Annotated in this window: 15 protein-coding genes; 3 read left to right on the forward strand and 12 right to left on the reverse strand. The window is 65.0% G+C overall.

Annotated features, from left to right (window positions below):
* The 7 genes from DBR22_RS00315 to DBR22_RS00345 form a co-directional block, all read right to left on the reverse strand.
* Positions 1–291 (reverse strand): aldo/keto reductase (locus DBR22_RS00315; RefSeq protein WP_146187321.1); only part of this gene is annotated, 291 nt, incomplete at its 3' end.
* 10 nt (positions 292–301) lie between these two features.
* The gene (locus DBR22_RS00320; RefSeq protein WP_108597251.1) at positions 302–862 is read right to left on the reverse strand and encodes a hypothetical protein; all 561 of its coding nucleotides are present in this window, start codon (positions 860–862) and stop codon (positions 302–304) included.
* Complete coding sequence (locus tag DBR22_RS00325) at positions 859–1,476, reverse strand: DUF402 domain-containing protein (RefSeq protein WP_108597252.1); 618 nt, start codon at positions 1,474–1,476, stop codon at positions 859–861. The genes DBR22_RS00320 and DBR22_RS00325 overlap by 4 nt, the downstream gene beginning before the upstream one ends.
* Entirely contained in the window at positions 1,473–3,446 is a 1,974-nt protein-coding gene (gene dxs / locus DBR22_RS00330) for a 1-deoxy-D-xylulose-5-phosphate synthase (RefSeq protein WP_108597253.1), read from the reverse strand. Before dxs ends, DBR22_RS00325 begins: the two co-directional genes overlap by 4 nt.
* Before the next feature lie 128 nt (positions 3,447–3,574).
* The gene (acnA, locus tag DBR22_RS00335) at positions 3,575–6,385 is read right to left on the reverse strand and encodes an aconitate hydratase AcnA (protein WP_108597254.1); all 2,811 of its coding nucleotides are present in this window, start codon (positions 6,383–6,385) and stop codon (positions 3,575–3,577) included.
* 166 nt (positions 6,386–6,551) lie between these two features.
* A complete protein-coding gene (locus DBR22_RS00340; protein ID WP_108597255.1) occupies positions 6,552–7,931 on the reverse strand; it encodes a class I SAM-dependent RNA methyltransferase in 1,380 nt (459 codons plus the stop codon).
* Complete coding sequence (locus DBR22_RS00345; RefSeq protein ID WP_108597256.1) at positions 7,928–9,904, reverse strand: APC family permease; 1,977 nt, start codon at positions 9,902–9,904, stop codon at positions 7,928–7,930. The genes DBR22_RS00340 and DBR22_RS00345 overlap by 4 nt, the downstream gene beginning before the upstream one ends.
* 118 nt (positions 9,905–10,022) lie before the next feature.
* Here DBR22_RS00345 and DBR22_RS00350 point away from each other — a divergent pair, with 118 nt between their 5' ends.
* Both DBR22_RS00350 and DBR22_RS00355 read left to right on the forward strand, forming a co-directional pair.
* A complete protein-coding gene (locus DBR22_RS00350) occupies positions 10,023–10,694 on the forward strand; it encodes a potassium channel family protein (protein WP_108597257.1) in 672 nt (223 codons plus the stop codon).
* Positions 10,694–11,440 carry a potassium channel family protein gene (locus tag DBR22_RS00355; protein WP_108597258.1) on the forward strand — a complete coding sequence of 249 codons (747 nt, stop codon included), beginning with the start codon at positions 10,694–10,696 and terminating at the stop codon, positions 11,438–11,440. The genes DBR22_RS00350 and DBR22_RS00355 overlap by 1 nt, the downstream gene beginning before the upstream one ends.
* Here the strand turns inward: DBR22_RS00355 and DBR22_RS00360 are convergent.
* The 4 genes from DBR22_RS00360 to dut form a co-directional block, all read right to left on the reverse strand.
* Positions 11,407–12,219: a DUF3159 domain-containing protein gene (locus DBR22_RS00360; RefSeq protein ID WP_108597259.1), complete on the reverse strand. Its 813-nt coding sequence runs from the start codon at positions 12,217–12,219 to the stop codon at positions 11,407–11,409. The genes DBR22_RS00355 and DBR22_RS00360 overlap by 34 nt on opposite strands.
* Positions 12,216–12,530: a hypothetical protein gene (locus DBR22_RS00365; RefSeq protein ID WP_258228991.1), complete on the reverse strand. Its 315-nt coding sequence runs from the start codon at positions 12,528–12,530 to the stop codon at positions 12,216–12,218. The genes DBR22_RS00360 and DBR22_RS00365 overlap by 4 nt, the downstream gene beginning before the upstream one ends.
* Before the next feature lie 40 nt (positions 12,531–12,570).
* A complete protein-coding gene (locus DBR22_RS00370; RefSeq protein ID WP_108597261.1) occupies positions 12,571–13,311 on the reverse strand; it encodes a DUF3710 domain-containing protein in 741 nt (246 codons plus the stop codon).
* 152 nt (positions 13,312–13,463) lie between these two features.
* A complete protein-coding gene (gene dut / locus DBR22_RS00375) occupies positions 13,464–13,949 on the reverse strand; it encodes a dUTP diphosphatase (RefSeq protein WP_108597264.1) in 486 nt (161 codons plus the stop codon).
* 173 nt (positions 13,950–14,122) lie between these two features.
* On the opposite strand from dut, the gene DBR22_RS00380 reads away from it, so the two are divergent.
* Positions 14,123–14,611, forward strand: a complete 489-nt coding sequence (locus tag DBR22_RS00380) for a DUF3093 domain-containing protein (RefSeq protein ID WP_108597262.1) — start codon at positions 14,123–14,125, stop codon at positions 14,609–14,611.
* An 8-nt stretch (positions 14,612–14,619) separates the two neighbouring features.
* Here DBR22_RS00380 and DBR22_RS00385 read toward each other — a convergent pair whose 3' ends face one another.
* The gene (locus DBR22_RS00385; RefSeq protein ID WP_108597263.1) at positions 14,620–14,919 is read right to left on the reverse strand and encodes a DUF4193 domain-containing protein; all 300 of its coding nucleotides are present in this window, start codon (positions 14,917–14,919) and stop codon (positions 14,620–14,622) included.
* Between the last annotated feature and the right edge of the window lie 59 nt (positions 14,920–14,978).

Here is a 14,978-nt window from a genome sequence, read left to right on the forward strand (position 1 = left end):
GTCCGGACCGTTGGCGCCACGCACGTTCATGCCGAACTTGGTGGCCACCACTGCCTCATCGCGCCTGCCGGCAAGGGCCTTGCCCAGCATCGTTTCGCTGAGTCCCGGTTCGCGCCCGTAGTTGTCCGCGACATCGAACAGGGTCACCCCTGCTGCCAGGGCCGCCTGGACGACGGCGTCGGAACCGGCTTGTGACTCGGTGGCTGTATTGGCCCGGCCCAGGTTGTTACAGCCGAGCCCCACCACGGAGACGGCGAGCCCGGAGTTGCCCAGGCGGCGGTATTCAGGCAAAGCAATCCCCCTAGAGGCTGAAGCTGTTGGCCGGCTTTGCGGAGTACTTGAGCTTGAAGTTTTCCGGTTCGCTGTAGGGCGCGGCGCCAATGCTCAGTTTGGTGAAGTCCAGGTCCTCCCCGCGGGCGCAGACCTTGATCGCGTTGACGGCCTTGTTTACCTCGGGGCAGAGGCAGAAGATGTTCAGCTTGTAGTCGCTGAACTCCGAACGCTCCACTGTGCCCAGCCCGCGCCAGGCAAGATGGCTGATCAGCGCGTCCTTCGCCTTCTCCTCCAGGTAACGGTCGCGGTCGGTACCCTCTTTGGTCTTGAGGGCGAACTGGGCGACAACCCAGAACTGTTCCTCATCGGGAATTTCAGCGAAGCCGTCCTCCGCGCACTGCACGGCAAAGGCATCCATCAGTCCCTCAGCTGCAGCGGCGTCGGGAACATCGGTTTCCTCGGTCTTGCTCTGGTGGCCCACCACGCCGTAGTTCATCACGAACTGGCTGTAGTCCTCATCGAACCAGCCTTCACGGAAGTGCAGTACTGCCTCGTCGTCCTTCTTGTAGACCCTGATAATCCCGCTCATGACCGTCCCTTCGTGAACCACTCAACGTCTGTTCCGTCGAACGGTGCCTGCTGCGCCTTGACGGCCTGATAAAGCTCATCCGCGGCCACCTGGATATCCTCCACCAGCCGGTCCGGGTAGTTCATACTGACGCGGTGCTCCGCAAATTCGTCCTGGTCATCGATGAAGACGCCGCGCCCGGCCATCCGGATGACGTCAAGATCCATGTCAATGACGTGGAACTCGGTAACGGCGGGCCTGATGTCCGTCCATTCGTGGGCGACCGCCAGATCCACGTAGACCCTGACCCCGTTGGGGTGGGCCTCGTCGTAAAAGGTGGCAACCCAGTCACCGGACCGCGGCACCAGCAGGACGGCGTCGGACCGTGTGTAGAAGGCAGCGCCCGGGCGGGAACAGAACTCGTTGGTCCCCTGGAAAATCCACCAGCCGTGCCTGTCCTCGCCAAGGTACCGTCCGGGGACCACCCAATGGGCTTTTCCGTTCCACTTCCTGTTCCGGGCCACTACCAGCTGGCCCGGTTCGAGCCCGGCCGGAACACGGGTGGTGCTGCTCAGGTGGATCGGCGCATTGTCCCCCACGGCGCCGGGATACTTGAGGGCGTCTTCGTCCCTCACAGGATCGGGAGGCTGCCGGTGGTAGGGTGCTCCTGGCCTGGCAGTGGACGCGCAAACGGGACCTTTGTGCCCAAAACCTGCGCGACGACGTCGTGCGTTATCTGCTGGGCCGTCAGGCCTACGCGTTCCAGGACCTGGCTGCGGGTGCCGTGGTCAAGGAACTCGGCCGGAAGGCCCACCTCGTTCAGGGCAGTATCAACCCCGGCCGCACGCATTTCCTGCCGGATCCGCGATCCCACGCCGCCTGCCCTGACGCCATCCTCGATGCAGACCACCAGCCGGTGATGGGAGGCCAGGGCAATGATGGACCGGCGCACGGGCAGCACCCAGCGGGGGTCAACCACCGTGGTGCTGATTCCCTGGGCTCCGAGCCTGTTGGAGACGTCCAGGGCCAGCTCGGACATTGCACCGACGCTGACAATCAGGACATCGTTTTCGGTGGATCCCGATGGCCTGCGGGCCAGTACATCGACGCCGTCGGAAAGCCGCTCGATGGCTTCCACTTCGGCACCCACGGTCCCCTTGGAGAACCGGACCACGGTGGGCGCGTCATCGATGGCCACAGCCTCGCGTAGCTCTTCACGCAGCCTCGATGCGTCACGGGGGGCCGCAAGGTGGAGTCCGGGAACGATCTGGACCATGGCCATGTCCCACATGCCGTGGTGGCTTGCCCCGTCCGGTCCCGTGACGCCTGCCCGGTCCAGGACGATGGTGACGCCGGCCTTGTGCAAAGCCACGTCCATCAGGAGCTGATCGAAGGCACGGTTCAGGAAGGTGGCGTAGACGGCCACCACGGGGTGGAGCCCGCCGAAGGCCATGCCCGCAGCGGACGTGAGGGCATGCTGCTCGGCGATTCCGACGTCGATCACCCGGTCCGGATGCTTCGCCGCGAATTTGTGCAGGCCGACGGGGATCAGCATGGCCCCCGTGATGCCGACAATGTCGGCGCGTTCGTCAGCGATATCCGCGATCTCGTCGGCGAAAACCGAGGTCCAGGACTGCGCCCCGGAGGCTCCTGTGGGTTCGCCGGTTTCGGGATCGATGATGCCCACGGCATGGAACTGATCGGCTTCATGGGCGCGGGCAGGGGCGTAACCGTGGCCTTTTTCGGTCATGGCGTGGACAATCACAGGACCGGCGTAGTTCCGGGCTGTCGAAAGGGCGTGCTCCATGGCCTGGAGGTTATGGCCGTCCACCGGGCCAATGTACTTCATGCCCAGGTCCTCGAACATCCCCTGCGGTGCCCACCAGTCCTTGATGCCCTTTTTCATGGCATGCAGGCTCCGGTAGGTGAACTGGCCCACGGGTCCGCCGTTCTGGAGCTTCTTTTTCCACCAGTCCAGGGTGCCCTCGTAGGCAGGCGCCGCCCGGAAGGAGTCGATGGTGGGGCGCAGCGAGGCCAGGTAGTCGGCGAAGCCGCCCACCGTGGGCGCATAGGAGCGGCCGTTGTCATTGACCACGATCACCACACGCCGGCGCTTGTCAGCTGCAATGTTGTTGATGGCCTCCCAGGCCATGCCACCGGTCAGTGCGCCGTCACCCACGACGGCGACGACGTAGCGGTCGCCTTCCCCGGTGAGCTGCCGGGCCCGGGAGATCCCATCCGCCCAGGACAGGGACGAGGACGCGTGCGAGCTTTCCACGATGTCGTGTTCGGACTCGGCGCGGGAGGGATAGCCGGACATGCCGCCCTGCTGGCGCAGGGTGCTGAAGTCCTGGCGGCCGGTGAGGAGTTTATGGACATAGGACTGGTGGCCGGTGTCGAATACCACGCTGTCACTGGGCGAATCAAAGATACGGTGCACGGCAAGGGTCAGTTCCACAACGCCAAGGTTGGGGCCGAGGTGTCCACCGGTCTGGGAGACGTTGGTGATCAGGAAACTCCTGACCTCAGCTGCCAGCTCTTCGAGCTGCTGCGGGGACAGTTCCTTCAGGTCCTGCGGATTCCGGATGGTGTCCAAGATTCCCAATGACCCCTCCTTCGGGTGGTAGACGTGCCTGTTAACTCTAACGCCTTGGCTCAAATGCAAAGCCGAAGCCCCGGCAGGTCGGTGACCGGCCGGGGCTTCGGGAGTTGCTGCCTGGGTTCAGATTCCGGCTAGTTGGCGGAGATCTGGCGCAGGACGTACTGCAGGATGCCGCCGTTGCGGTAGTAGTCAGCTTCACCCGGGGTATCGATGCGGAGAACTGCATCGAAGGACTTGGTGGAGCCGTCTTCTGCGGTGGCCGTGACCTTGAGCGTCCTGGGGGTGGTGCCCTCGTTCAGGGCGGTCACACCCTCAACGGCGAACGTCTCGGTTCCGGTCAGTCCCAGTGTGGCCGCGGACTCGCCGGCCGGGAACTGCAGGGGCAGGACGCCCATGCCGATCAGGTTGGAGCGGTGGATACGCTCGTAGCTTTCGGCGACGACGGCCTTGACGCCCAGGAGCGCGGTTCCCTTGGCTGCCCAGTCACGGGACGAGCCGGAGCCGTATTCCTTGCCGGCCAGGACCACCAGCGGGGTGCCGGCTGCCTGGTAGTTCTGGGCGGCGTCGTAGACGTAGGCCTGCGGGCCGTCAGCCTGGGTGAAGTCGCGGGTGAAGCCACCCTCAACGCCGTCCAGGATCTGGTTCTTGATGCGGATGTTCGCGAACGTGCCGCGGATCATGACTTCGTGGTTGCCACGGCGTGAGCCGTAGGAGTTGAAGTCCTTGCGCTCCACTCCGTTGGCCAGCAGGTACTGGCCGGCCGGGGTGTCGGACTTGAACGAACCGGCCGGGGAGATGTGGTCGGTGGTGACCGAATCGCCCAGCTTCAGCAGGACGCGTGCACCGGTGATGTCGGTGACCGGCTCCGGCGTGGCCTTCATGCCATCGAAGTACGGGGGCTTCCGGACATAGGTGGAGTTCGGATCCCAGGCGAAGGTGTCACCGGCGGGGGTGTCGAGCGCCTTCCAGCGGGCGTCGCCGTCGAAGACTCCCTCGTAGCCACGGGCGAACATGTCCTTGTCGATCGAGGAATCGATGACCTGCTGGACCTCGACCGGGTTCGGCCAGATGTCCTTGAGGAAGACGTCGTTGCCTGCTTCGTCCTTGCCCAGGGCGTCGGTGTCGAAATCGAAGTCCATGGTACCGGCCAGGGCGTAAGCGATGACCAGCGGCGGTGAGGCCAGGTAGTTCATCTTGACGTCCGGGTTGATGCGGCCTTCGAAGTTGCGGTTACCGGAGAGCACAGCGGTCACGGAGAGGTCGTTGGCCTGGATGGCTTCTGAGATTTCCGCGTCCAGCGGGCCGGAGTTGCCGATGCAGGTGGCGCAACCGTAGCCGACGATGTAGAAGCCCAGCTTCTCCAGGTAGGGGGTCAGGCCGGACTTCTCGTAGTAGTCGGTGACAACCTTGGAGCCCGGGGCCACGGAGGTCTTGACCCACGGCTTGGACGTCAGGCCCTTGTCCACGGCGTTGCGTGCCAGCAGTGCTGCGGCGAGCATCACGGACGGGTTTGACGTGTTCGTGCAGGACGTGATCGAGGCGATGGACACCGCTCCGTGGTCCAGTTCGAACTCGCGGCCGTCTTCGGTCTTGATGTGGACCGGGCTGCTCGGGCGTCCGTTGGCACCGTTCGCGGCGGACTCAACACGGCTGGTCTCAGTGGTGTGCGAGTCAGCGTGCGTGAAGGACGGCGCGTCCGAGGCCGGGAAGGATTCGTCCAGGGACTCGTCCACGCTGCCGTCTTCGATGGCGACGTAGTTGTGGATGTCCTTCCGGAACTGCTCCTTGGCATCGGTCAGCTCAATGCGGTCCTGGGGACGCTTCGGGCCGGAGATGGAGGGAACAACCGTGGACAGGTCCAGCTCGAGGTACTCGGAGAACTTGATCTCGCGGGAAGGATCGTGCCAGAGGCCCTGTTCCTTCGCGTAGGACTCCACGAGGGCGACGTTGGCGTCGGACCGGCCGGTAAGGCGCAGGTAGTCCAATGTGACGTCGTCGATCGGGAACATTGCGGCGGTGGAGCCGAATTCGGGGCTCATGTTGCCGATGGTGGCGCGGTTCGCCAGCGGCACAGCCGCTACGCCCTCGCCGTAGAACTCGACGAACTTGCCCACCACACCGTGCTTGCGGAGCTGCTCGGTGATGGTCAGCACCACGTCGGTGGCGGTGGCGCCGGCCGGGATGGACCCGGTCAGCTTGAAGCCCACAACGCGCGGGATCAGCATGGAAACAGGCTGGCCCAGCATGGCCGCTTCGGCTTCGATGCCGCCAACGCCCCAGCCCAGGACACCCAGGCCGTTGACCATGGTGGTGTGCGAGTCGGTGCCAACGCAGGTGTCCGGGTAGGCGCGCAGTGCACCATCCACTTCGCGGGTCATGACCGTGCGGGCCAGGTATTCGATGTTCACCTGGTGCACGATGCCGGTTCCCGGCGGAACAACCTTGAAGTCGTCAAACGCGGTCTGGCCCCAGCGGAGGAACTGGTAGCGCTCCCCGTTCCGCTGGTATTCGATCTCCATGTTGCGCTCCAGTGCGCCGGAGTTACCGAAAGCGTCAATCTGCACGGAGTGGTCAATGACCATTTCCGCAGGGGCGAGGGGGTTGACCCGCTTGGGGTCACCGCCGAGCTCCTTGACTGCTTCACGCATTGTCGCCAGGTCCACCACGCAGGGGACGCCGGTGAAGTCCTGCATGATCACGCGGGCAGGCGTGAACTGGATTTCTGTATCGGGCTGGGCATTGGGATCCCAGCCAGCCAAGGCGCGGACGTGATCGGCAGTGATGTTCGCGCCGTCCTCGGTCCTCAACAGGTTTTCAAGCAATACCTTGAGGCTGAACGGAAGGTTTTCTGCACCTTCAACGGAGTTCAACCGGAAAATTTCGTATTCGGTTCCGGCTACATTAAGTTTGCCTTTTGAACCGAAGCTGTCCACAGTGCTCATCGCAGGACTCCTCTCGCAACAGTTTCATCTTTGTCGCGCGGTAGACCGCTTGCTAGTTAGGCAGGCCTAATTAGTGCAGGCCTAAGAAAGTTGCAGGAGGCCGGCCGCGAAATACGGGGCGCGACGTGGGATTACTCCGCCCATAGTAGTCGAAATAGTTCCCGTGTCAGCGGCCCGGAGTCAGCAATGCGACCGTCTCCAGGTGATGGGTGTGCGGATACAGATCAAAGGCCCGCAGCCCGGCCAGCGACCAGCCCTCCTGCTGGAAGTACCCCACGTCCCTGGCGAAGGATGCCGGATCGCAGGAGACGTAGGCAATCGCCCGCGGACCGGCGGCGACCAACTGGTTGACCACTGCCTTGCCCGCGCCTGCCCGTGGGGGGTCGAGGACCAGGGCATCAAAGTTCCGCGGTTTCTGGCGGAGTATGCGCTCCACCCGGCCCTGGACGATCTCCACCTGAGGCGCTCCGTGGAGGTTTTTGCGGGCGTCGCGGCTGGCGCCCGGGGCCCCCTCCACCGACAGAACCGAGCCCGTCTCCCCCACCGCATCCGCCAGCACTGCCGTGAACAGCCCAGCGCCGGAGTAGAGGTCCGCCACGACCGAGCCGGGTTCCAGGAAGCCGCCGCCCTGGAGGAATTGTGTGACTGCCCCCACAAGTGTCCCGGGCGCGTCGCGGTGGATCTGCCAGAATCCGGCGCCGCTGACCCGGTAGTCGTGGCCCGCGGCACTCTCCTGGACCCAGGTGCGGCCGCGCAGCTGCCCTACCTCCCCGGTGAGCGGTTCAAATGTGGCGACGGAGACGTCGTCGGGGAGCTGTGAGGCAATGGCACTGAGCCGCCTGGGTTTCGTTCCCGGCGCCGGAGCGAGCAGCACCAGCGGGCGCGAGCCGTTCGACGGCGCCGCCACCTCCACCCGCGCGATGCCCTGAAGATCGATGTCCCATAACCGCAGCCGGTTGATGCCGTCCACCGCCAGTGGCATTTCCCGGACCGGGATGATCTGGTCTGAACGGTGGGCGTGCATGCCCAGTTTTCCTCCCGTGGTGACCGAGAAGGATGCCCGGGTCCGCCACGCGAGGCCAGTGCCGGCGTCGTACGCGGTCCCCTCTTCCTGGGACGCACCCACAGCCTCCACATCGGGGGAAAGTTCGACGCCGGCGAGCCGCTGGAGCTGCTCGGCGAGTACCGCCGATTTCAGTGCGCGCTGGCGGGCCAGGGAGATGTGGCCGAATTCGGCCCCGCCTACCGGCGGGTGGCCATGGCTCCAAGACCGGCCGGAGTCAGCAACATGCCAGAAGTGCGCGGTCCTGTCCGGTGATGCCTCCAGCACCTCCACAACATCTGCCCGCCAGAACTTGGCGGAGTCGCCCGCGTCCGTCAGGCGGACCCGCACCTTCTCCCCTGGAATGCCGTGGCGGACAAAAATCACCCGGCCATCATGGCGCGCCACGCAGTGGCCGCCGTGGGCCACCGGGCCGATGTCGAGCACCAGCTCAGGAGGGGCTGCCGTGGCAGTTGCGGACGGGATCTGTGTTTCGGGGGTCATCTAATATCCTGCAGGTTCTTTGCTTCTTCGGATGATTTCAGCTGCCACGGGACACTGGCCACCATCACGCCAGGTTCAAAGTGGAGCCGGGTCTTGATGCGCAGAGCCGTCTGGTTGTGGACCAGCTGCTCCCACCACTTACCCACCACGTACTCGGGGATGTAGACCACCACCAGGTCGCGGGGGGAATCGCGGCGCATGTTCTTCACATATTCCATGATGGGCGTGACGGTCTCACGGTAGGGACTCGTGAGCACCGTGAGCGGCACGGGGATCTCGAGCTTTTCCCAGTCGGCCACCGTCTGGGCGGTTTCCTCGGCGTCGATGTCCACCGTGATGGCGTCCAGCCGGGACGGCCGTGAGGCCCGGGCATAGGCAAGGGCGCGGAGGACCGGCTTGCGCACGTGTGAGACGAGGAGGACTGCGTGGACCCTGGACGGCAGGGCGCGCGGGGAGGAGTCCTCGTCCACGGCCAGTTCCTTGGCAACATTGTCATAATGCATGCGGATGCTCCACATGATCAGGAACAGCACCACCATGGCCAGCAGGGCGATCCAGGCACCCTGTTCGAACTTGGTGATCAGGACGATGACCAGCACCAGGGCGGTCATGCCGAAACCGATGCTGTTGATGGTCCGGGACTTGATCATCCGTCGCCGGACGGCCTTGTCCTTGGCCAGCTTCAGCTCCTTCCCCCAATGCCTGATCATGCCCAGCTGGCTGAGGGTGAAGGAGATGAAGACGCCCACGATGTAGAGCTGGATCAGTTTGGTGACGTCGGCGTTGAACGAGAGGATCAGAACCAGCGCGCCGGCAGCGAGGGCCAGAACGCCGTTGCTGAAGGCCAGCCGGTCACCCCTGGTGCGCAGCTGGCGCGGCAGGTAGCCGTCCTGGGCGAGGATGGATCCCAGGACGGGAAAGCCGTTGAACGCGGTATTCGCCGCGAACACCAGGATGACGCCTGTGGCGGCGACGACGAGGTAGAACAGGATGGATCCGGGGCCGAAGATGGTCTGCGCGATCTGGCTGATGGCCGGGCTCTGGATGTATCCCTCGGGCAGTGGCAGGCCATCGACGAGGAACTCCGTGGCCGGGTCCAGCACAATGTGGACCCGGGTGGCGTTGGCGAGGTAGATGATGCCCGCCAGCATGGTTGCACCGATGACACCGAGCAGCAGCAGGGTGGTGGCCGCGTTTTTGCTCTTGGGCGTCTTGAAGTTCGGCACGCCGTTGCTGATCGCCTCCACCCCGGTCAGGGCAGCAGCGCCGGAGGAAAAGGCCCGCAGCAGCAGGAATGCTCCGGCCAGGCCCACCAGGCCTTCGTCGAATCCGGGAGCCGGTACGATCGTGAAGTCCGCGGACGGCGCCTGGCCCAGCTGGCCGGTGGCTGCCTGGAAAATCCCTGTTGCGGTCATGCCGAGGATCGAGGCCATAAAGATGTAGGTGGGGACGGCGAACAGCGTGCCGGCTTCCTTGACGCCCCGGAGGTTGACCAGGGCCAGGATCACGACGCCGATGGTGGCGATCAGGGCTTGTTGCCCGTGCAGGGACGGCACTGCCGTGGTGAGGTACGCGGCCGCCGAGGACATCGAGACGGCCACTGTGAGGACGTAGTCCACCAGAAGCGCCGATGCCACGGTCAGGCCGGCATACTTGCCCAGGTTCTCGTTGGCGATTTCGTAGTCGCCCCCGCCGGACGGATAGGCGTGTACGTTCTGCCGGTAGGACGCCACCACTGTCAGCAGCACCACCATGACGGCCAGGCCCACCCACGGCGAAAAAGCCACGGCGCTGACACCGGCAAGGGCCAGCGTGAGCAAAATTTCGTCCGGCGCGTAGGCAACCGAGGACAGTGCGTCTGAGGCGAAAACGGGAAGTGCGATCCGCTTGGGAAGCAGTGTGTGGGCGAGCCTGTCATTCCTGAAGGGCCTGCCCACCAGCACCCGTTTTACGGCATTCAGTATTGTCAGCACTCCACAAAGCTAGTCTGATTCCCGGCCTATGTCATGACGGCCTCCGCGCGGCTGCAACCATGGCCGTGCCGGTAGAGTTCTAGCAGCAGCAACGGGCTATGGAAGTTGAGGAGATACGGTGGCGCATTTCGTGATCATGGGACGTGGCCGGGTGGGAGCGACTCTGGCGCATACGCTGGAGGATGCCGGTCATTCCGTGGCCATCATTGACCAGGATGACCGTGCGTTCCGCCGCCTTCGGCAGGGCTTCACCGGGCGCAAGGTCACCGGCGTGGGTTTTGACCGGGACACCCTCCAGCAGGCCGGGGTGGCTGAAGCCTACGCCTTCGCTGCCGTGTCGAGCGGCGATAACTCCAACATCCTTGCCACGCGGGTGGCCCGCGAGACCTTCAACGTCCCGCACGTCGTGGCGAGGATCTACGATCCGGGCCGGGCGGAAATCTACCAGCGGCTCGGCATCCCCACCGTGGCCGCCGTCCGCTGGAGTGCTGACCAGGTGTTGCGCCGCATCCTTCCCGAGCAGCACCTTGCCGGCGACTTCCGCGAGCCGTCCGGGCGGCTGGTGCTCGCCGAAGTGGATCTGGACGCCGGGTGGATCGGCCACCGCGTCAGCGAGATCGAAAAAGCCGCGGACATCCGGGTGGCATACCTCACCCGGTTCGGCGAGGGCATGCTTCCCGAGACCGCCACCACATACCAGGACGGCGATACTGTCCATGCCATGCTGCCCGTGGAGCGCAGTTCCCAGGTCGCACAGATCCTGGCCAAAGCACCTGCCAAGGAGTTGTAGTGAAGGTTGTCATAGTCGGCGCGGGGAGCGTCGGGTCTTCGATCGCCAGGGAATTGCTGGCTCACAAACACGAAATCCTGCTGATCGACCTCAAGCCCGAGGTCATCGGACGCAGTGGCCTGCGCGGCGCGCACTGGCTGGTCGGTGACGCCTGCGAACTCAGCACCCTGCAGGGCGCGAAGGTGGAGGAGGCCGACGTCGTGGTTTCTGCCACGGGCGACGACAAGGTGAACCTGGTGGTCTCGCTCCTGGCCAAGACCGAGTTCGGCGTGGGGCGCACGGTGGGCCGGGTCAACAATCCCAAGAACGACTGGATGTTCAACGACTCCTGGGGCGTCGATGTGGCGGTCAACACCCCCCAGCTGATGACCGCGCTGGTGGAGGAAGCCGTAGAGATCGGCGACCTCGTCCGGTTGCTGACGCTGCAGACCGGTGTGTCCTCCCTGGTGGAGTTCACCGTCCCGCACGATTCCCATGTCATTGGCCTGACCGTAGGTGACATCCGCTGGCCCGAGGACTCCACGCTGGTGGCGATCCTGCGGGACCACGCGCCCATCACTCCCAGCCGCGACGACGTGATCGACGGCGGGGACGAACTGTTCTTCGTCACCACGATCGCTGCCGAGGACGAGTTGCGTGCGCTGCTGTCCCCGGAGTCAGCTGAACCGACCGGGGACGCCCAACCGCAGGAGAGTGTTCCGGTAGCCGGGGCTCAGGCTCCGGAGGACGACGGCTTCGAAGGCTGATCATCGGCGGCCGGAGCCGGCCGCGTGATCAGCCATGCGATCCAGACGCCAAGGATGTACAGCGGGGTACCCATGATGAGCCGGGTGGTGGCAAGGGCCGCGAGGCCGTCTGCTCCCATCAGGTACAGCGGAACCTGGACCACCAGGCGAAGCACCAGCACACCGACGATGATCCACGTGCCCAGGCGGTATGCCTTGAGGCGGACGGGGTCCTTGCGCCAGTCCATGCCTTCATTGCGGATGAAGCCGAACAGGAGTCCCGCAACGGGCCATTTGATGGCTATCGAGATGGTCATTGCCACGATGTAGGCGGCGTTGGTGATGAAGCCGGGCAGGTAGAAGTCCTCTGCTTTGCCCGTCGTGTTCGCCAGCCAGGCCGAGATGCCCACGCCGACCACTCCTGCCAGGGCCTGGGTCAGCGGGCGGCGCTGGATGAGGCGGACCACCGTGAAGGCAGCCGCCGATGCGAGGGCAGCCACCAGCGCCGGTGTCAGATCCCGCGTCAGGGTGAACGTGACCAGGAAGACCAGACCGGGCACAATGCTCTCGGCGATGCCCTGCCATCCCCCGGCAGTCTTGAGGACATCGATCCGGCCGTCGTGGGTGCGGTGCAGGCCGGCCTGGGCTGCGTAGCCCTCCGCGAGGCCTGCCATGGAGGCAGGCTCTGTGCCGGCCGGTCCCGTGCCCGTCTGTCCCGGGCCGGATTGTCCCGGGCGGGCCTGCCCCGCTGCATGCGGCTGGTCCGCGCCGGAGGACTGATCGGGCTGGGACGGGGTCATTCGTGCTCCTGGCGGGAAAGTATTTCGTAGCGTGGATTGAAGATGGTGGGCAGCCCCTGGCTGAGGACAAGCATTCCCTCAATGCGGACTTCCGTCCCGGCTTCTATGCCGGGCACCTTGCGCCGCCCCAGCCAGACCACCCGCAGGCGGCCCCGGCTGCCGGGCGGTGGCTTCACGCCGGACCGGGCAGCGTCCGGATCGGAGACGATGGCCGTAAACGCGGCGTTCTGGTCCGCCGGCATGTAGGTGATTGATTCGATGTGCCCGTGGCACACCACCCGTCCGCGCTCCGGAAGGCGGCTGACAGGCACGCCGGCACTGTCTGACGGACCTGCCGGATCCTGGCGGGAATCAGCCAATCTGCGTGACTTCCGGACCGCGCTCGGGTTTCCGGAGTTCCGGGGCAGCAGGCTCTTCCGGTGCGGGAGGCGGCGGGGTAGGGCTCGCGTCCTTTGGCAGGCGGAGCTGCAGGAGATCACGCGGGGGCATGGGGCTGTCCCCCCTGATGACCACGATCCGGCGGAACAGTGCCTCCAGGGGAGCCGCTGCCGCACGGTCCATGGCTGCTTCGCCGCCCAGGACTCCGCGCAGGAACCACCGCGGGCCGTCGACGCCGATAAAGCGCGCCACCCGGTAACCCTGGCTGCCGTCAGCCGCGCCGGCGGGCAGCTTGGCAATCAGTTCGGACCCGAACTCGCCTTGGATTTGCTCAACCTGCCCGCCCTGGCTTCCCACGGACTGGCCGATCTGCTCACGGATTTCGTCCCAGAGGCCTTCGCTCTTCGGGGCAGCAAAGGCCTGCAGCTGCAGGCTGGACCCGTTCAGGTCCATGGTCACAGCCACCACACGCTGGGTGGCTTCCTCAACTTCGAGCCGGAGCTGGAGCCCCTCGCTCGGGGCGATCAGCAGGGCACCGAGGTCGATATAGCCGTCGCGGGTGGAGATTTCAGAAACATCAAACGGTCCTGTTGCCCGGCGCGCGGTGTCCTCCGAAGCCTTGTCAGCGGAATCGGCTGATTCCACTGAGGCCGGGGCCTCATCCGGTTCGGCTGCCTGGTCCTTCTTGGATTTCCTGCCGAGCCCAAAAACCATGTGGTTTGTCTCCTTAGTTGTTAAAGTGCCTGGCGGCTGTTCAAGTGCCTGGCGGCTGTTCAAGTGCCTGGCGGCTGTAAAAATTCTGGCGGCCACCGAAATTCTTTGTGCCGCCACGGGCAGCCGCGCCGGGCCGGCCAAACAGGCGCGAATCAGGCTACGGGTGAGGTGAAGCCGCCGGTTGAGCCGAATCCGCCCGCTCCCCGCACGGACCCGCTGAGATCGTTGACGGGGACAAACTGCGCGTACTCCACCCGCTGGATCACCATCTGTGCAATTCTATCGCCGCGCCGCAGCTCGATGGCGTCCCGCGCATCGGTATTGAGCAGGGTCACGGAAATTTCGCCGCGATAGCCGGCATCCACCGTCCCGGGGGCATTAACGATCGTCAGTCCATGCTTCGTGGCCAGGCCCGAGCGGGGGTGGATCAGGGCGACGAAGCCGTCCGGCAGGGCAATGGCTACCCCGGTGGGCACCAGCTTGCGCTCCCCCGGCTGCAACACCACGTCTTCGCGTGCACGCAGGTCAGCACCCGCGTCGCCAGGGTGGGCGTAGGACGGAAACTCCAGGCCGTCGTCGAGCATTTTCAGCTGCACCTGGAGTGTCGGGGCCCCGTACGATACGGCAGCATCCTTCACCGCGCCGGGCGCGGTGCTGGCCGAAGCCGGTTCGACAGCAGATTCAACAGTGGCAAGTTCGTCAGTCACAGTCACACACTCTAATGCCCAGCCGCAGTTCCCACCTAGAATCACCGGGGCCGCCCGGATGAACCCAAGATGAAATAGCCAGGCAAAGGTGGAAAGCTGTTGGCATGCCCGAACCCAGTTCCACCGCACCTGTCCCCAGCGCCTCCCCAGCCGGCACCCCGGCGGTCTTCCGGGAGAGGCTGTGGCCGAACATCTGGATCTGGATCATCGCTGCGGGGATCTCCGGCGCGGGCATCCTGGTCTTCGCACCGATCAGTATGGCTGCAGGCTACATCGCCGCGGGCGTGCTGTTCACCATCATCGCCGCCATGCTGCTGACTTCCACGCCCACCATTCTGGTCACCGATGAGTCGCTGACTGTAGGCCGCGCCAGCATAGAACGCCGCTACATCGGCGGCGTTGAGGCCTTCCGCGGCAAGGAAGCCACCGCGCAACGGGGGACGAAGCTCAACGGACTCGCTTACCTGTGCATCCGGGGCTGGATCGATCCGGTGGTGCGGATTGACATCACGGACCCCGCGGACCGCACCCCTTACTGGCTGGCCTCGTCCCGCCGGCCGGACGAACTGGTAACCGCCCTTTCGGCAAAGTAGGCAGCGGCTCAGCCTTCGCACTCCCGGCAGTAGAAGTGGCCGTCCTTTTCCCTGGCGATCTGTGAACGGTGCCTGACCAGGAAGCAGGAGGAGCATGTGAACTCGTCGGGCAGCAGCGGCACAACCTGCACCAGGAGTTCCTCCCCGGACAGGTCTGCTCCTGGCAGCTCATAGCCCGCGGCGAGGTCGCTTTCGTCCTCCTCCACTGCTGCCGTCGGTTTGTCCGATCGCCGGGTTTTCAGTTCCTCCAGCGAATCCTCGTTGAGATCTTCTTCGGACTTCCGCGGCGCATCGTAGTCGGTGGCCATCTCGGTCTGTCTCCGTTCCCTTTCGCTCAATCCTGCGCGGACATCGCCCGGGTTGACAC

Origin of the sequence: Arthrobacter sp. HMWF013, from assembly GCF_003061105.1 — a bacterium.
Classification (GTDB): Bacteria; Actinomycetota; Actinomycetes; order Actinomycetales; family Micrococcaceae; genus Arthrobacter.

Bases quoted from the DNA above. Each gene is read 5' to 3' on its own strand.
- acnA (WP_108597254.1), bottom strand. From the start codon at position 6,385: ATGAGCACTGTGGACAGCTTCGGTTCAAAAGGCAAACTTAATGTAGCC.
- DBR22_RS00370 (WP_108597261.1), bottom strand. From the start codon at position 13,311: ATGGTTTTTGGGCTCGGCAGGAAATCCAAGAAGGACCAGGCAGCCGAA.
- DBR22_RS00340 (WP_108597255.1), bottom strand. From the start codon at position 7,931: ATGACCCCCGAAACACAGATCCCGTCCGCAACTGCCACGGCAGCCCCT.
- DBR22_RS00380 (WP_108597262.1), top strand. From the start codon at position 14,123: ATGCCCGAACCCAGTTCCACCGCACCTGTCCCCAGCGCCTCCCCAGCC.
- DBR22_RS00320 (WP_108597251.1), bottom strand. From the start codon at position 862: ATGAGCGGGATTATCAGGGTCTACAAGAAGGACGACGAGGCAGTACTG.
- DBR22_RS00360 (WP_108597259.1), bottom strand. From the start codon at position 12,219: ATGACCCCGTCCCAGCCCGATCAGTCCTCCGGCGCGGACCAGCCGCAT.
- DBR22_RS00385 (WP_108597263.1), bottom strand. From the start codon at position 14,919: ATGGCCACCGACTACGATGCGCCGCGGAAGTCCGAAGAAGATCTCAAC.